Annotated in this window: 4 protein-coding genes; 1 reads left to right on the forward strand and 3 read right to left on the reverse strand. The window is 62.8% G+C overall.

Features of this window, described 5'->3' with window-relative positions; all coding sequences use genetic code 11:
* Positions 1–2 precede the first annotated feature (2 nt).
* Positions 3–1,457 carry an MFS transporter gene (locus HHJ19_RS16000; protein WP_296908863.1) on the forward strand — a complete coding sequence of 485 codons (1,455 nt, stop codon included), beginning with the start codon at positions 3–5 and terminating at the stop codon, positions 1,455–1,457.
* 76 nt (positions 1,458–1,533) lie between these two features.
* Here HHJ19_RS16000 and trxC read toward each other — a convergent pair whose 3' ends face one another.
* From trxC to HHJ19_RS16015, 3 genes are read right to left on the reverse strand one after another with little or no spacing between them, the layout of a single operon-like run.
* Complete coding sequence (gene trxC, locus HHJ19_RS16005) at positions 1,534–1,977, reverse strand: thioredoxin TrxC (RefSeq protein WP_296908864.1); 444 nt, start codon at positions 1,975–1,977, stop codon at positions 1,534–1,536.
* A gap of 15 nt (positions 1,978–1,992) precedes the next feature.
* Positions 1,993–2,223 carry a hypothetical protein gene (locus HHJ19_RS16010; protein WP_296908865.1) on the reverse strand — a complete coding sequence of 77 codons (231 nt, stop codon included), beginning with the start codon at positions 2,221–2,223 and terminating at the stop codon, positions 1,993–1,995.
* Positions 2,210–2,563 (reverse strand): hypothetical protein, encoded by a 354-nt coding sequence (locus HHJ19_RS16015; RefSeq protein ID WP_296908866.1) that lies wholly within the window; start codon positions 2,561–2,563, stop codon positions 2,210–2,212. The genes HHJ19_RS16010 and HHJ19_RS16015 overlap by 14 nt, the downstream gene beginning before the upstream one ends.
* Between the last annotated feature and the right edge of the window lie 205 nt (positions 2,564–2,768).

The following is a 2,768-nucleotide window of genomic DNA, read 5'->3' on the forward strand; positions in this document are numbered from 1 at the left end:
GAATCATCAAGGCGCAACCCGCCTGCGCCACCTTGCCGACGGCCCGAAAAGGCTACGCGCTGGCCGCCACCGTGCTGGGCTCTTCGATGGCCTTCATCGACAGCTCGGTCGTCAACATTGCCCTGCCCGCCATCCAGCGCGATTTTGCCGCCGGCGCTGGCGCCAATCTGGCCGTGCTGCAATGGGTCATCAGCGCGTACCTGCTGGCGCTCGGATCCCTGCTACTGGTGGGCGGCTCGCTCGGTGACCGGTTTGGGCGGGGCACGATTTTCATCATCGGGATTGCCATTTTTACCGCCGCCTCCGTGGCCTGCGGGCTGGCTTCGGGCACGCGCGTACTGATTGCCATGCGGGCCTTGCAGGGCGTGGGCGCAGCCTTGCTGGTGCCGTCCAGCCTGGCGATCATTGGCAGCGTGTTTGAAGGCCAGGAACGCGGCAAGGCGATAGGCACCTGGGCGGCCTGGACCGCCATCACGGGTGCTGGCGGTCCGGTGCTGGGCGGCTGGCTGGTCGACGCGGTGTCGTGGCGCGCGATCTTTTTTCTCAATGTACCGCTGGCGCTGGCGACGGTCTGGCTGGCCGTCTATGCGGTGCCAGACAGCCGCGACCCGCAGGCGCCGCGGCATTTTGACTGGCTCGGTGTGCTGCTGGTGGCAAGCGGCCTGGGCGCCCTCACCTACGGGCTGACGCTGGTGCCTGATCGCGGCTGGCGGCACGGTAGCGTGCTATGGCCCCTGTTGGCCGGCCTTGCAGCACTGGCGGCTTTCGCGCTGGTGCAGGCGCGTGAAAACGCGCCCATGGTGCCGCCGGCTCTTTTCAGGTCGCGCGATTTTGTCGGCATCAATCTGCTGACGCTGCTGCTTTACTTCGCGCTGGGCGGCGTGCTGTTTTTTCTGCCCTTTGTGCTGATAGGCGCATTCGGTTATTCGGCCACCGCAGCGGGCGCCACGCTGCTGCCTTTTTCCGTCATTGTGGGCCTGTTGTCATCAAGCGCCGGGAAGGCCATGCCGCGCCTGGGTGCCCGGTTGATGCTCACCTGGGGACCGGTGACGGTAGCTGCCGGGCTGGGGCTGATGGCGTTACCGGGCCTGGGCTGGTCTTACTGGGCCGGCTTTTTCCCGGCCATGGTGCTGCTTGGACTGGGCATGACGATTGCCATTGCGCCGCTTACCACCACGGTGATGGACGCTGTGCCGTCAGCGCACGCCGGCGTGGCCTCAGGCGTTAACAACGCGGTGGCTCGCGTCGCAAGTCTGGTGGCCGTGGCCGTGTTGGGTGTGGTGTTTGCCGCCGCCCTGGGCGGGCCACTGAACGGCGCACCGCCCGCGACGCTGATTCACGCATTTCGCTGGGTGGTGCTGGTCGCGGTGCTGGGAGCGCTGGGCGCGGGCGTCTGCGGCGCGTTATTTTTGAAGCCTGCGCTGGCAGCCGGCAGGCAGCAAGACAGCCATGATTGATCACCGGTCTGAACTTGCCGGTTCAGGTGGCAGCGCAGGCGACACCGGCCCGGCAGGCGTTTGCCTGCAATCCGTTTCAGGGCAGCGTAAGGTGCGAGCGTGTCCAGCGCACGATGTCGGCGGCACCCATGGCACCGGGCTGGCGCGCCACTTCGCGGCCGTTGACGAACAGCGCCAGCGTCGGAATGCTGCGAATGTTGAAACGCTCGCCGAGGCTCCGGGCCTCCTCAGTGTTGACTTTTGCCACGCGAACTTCGGGTTCCAGCTGCGCTGCTGCCTGTTCGTAAGCCGGCGCCATCTGCAGACACGGGCCGCACCAGGGTGCCCAGAAATCAACCAGTACCGGAATCTCGTTGCGCGAAACATGCCGGTCAAATGCCGTTTCGTCCAGACCGGCCGGATGGCCCGTAAACAGGGCCTTGTGACAGCTGCCGCAATCGGGCGCATTGGCAAGATCGGCGCGTTTTACCCGGTTGGTGGTGTGGCAGTGCGGGCAAACGATGTGCAGGGATTCAGTCATATTGTTTGCGCGCACTTAAGCGGCCACCTCGTCCAGCGCCTTGCACGACGGGGAACATACGGCGTGGGATTTACCCATTACTTTTCGCGTACCCATCTGCGAGCGAGGCCGGTGTTTGCCGCACATGAAGCATGACATGGTGGCGGCACCAAACGAAGCCGACGCCGCAAACGGCGAGCCTGGCACCTTGGATTTGTAGCGCAGGCCGTCCGCGAGAACGGTGGTTTTTGCATCAGATCTGGACATCGGTGTCTCCTTGGTTGGGTTGGCGCATGGCGCGCTCTATGGCCTGCCTGGCCTGCTGTTCGGCGCCCAAGGCCCAATCCAGCGGTGAACGGCACAGGCCCGCGTACCGATAATTGACATTTTCATACAACTCCGACGCCGCAGGGTAGGAATCCAGCAGGGTGTGCAGGGCCGGGTCTGACTCCAACTCGTGGAGTTCGTTCACCAGGTGCAGTGCCACCGAGCGGTATTGATCAGGCCCGACCGCGATGGCGCTATGCTCGAGCCGCTCAAGCAACTCTGCCAACACGTGTGTGACGGTCAAACTGGAAGTCGAAGGATTGGTTTTGGTCGTGTTCATGCATCAGATCTGAGGCTTTATTTCCGAAATTCAAGCAAGTTACAAGCCAGACATTGCCCTCTTGTCCTTGCTTGTTGAACCTTGCTGAAGCCAGCAAAGTTCGAGAGAAATTCATTATTTGCAGAAAAATTCACTGCAGGTCCAATGAATACCGATTCAGCATGCTATATCTTTGATAGCAATCAGCTTTTCGCGATAGTTGCGG

The organism is Polaromonas sp. (genome assembly GCF_012927415.1).
Taxonomy (GTDB): domain Bacteria; phylum Pseudomonadota; class Gammaproteobacteria; order Burkholderiales; family Burkholderiaceae_C; genus Polaromonas.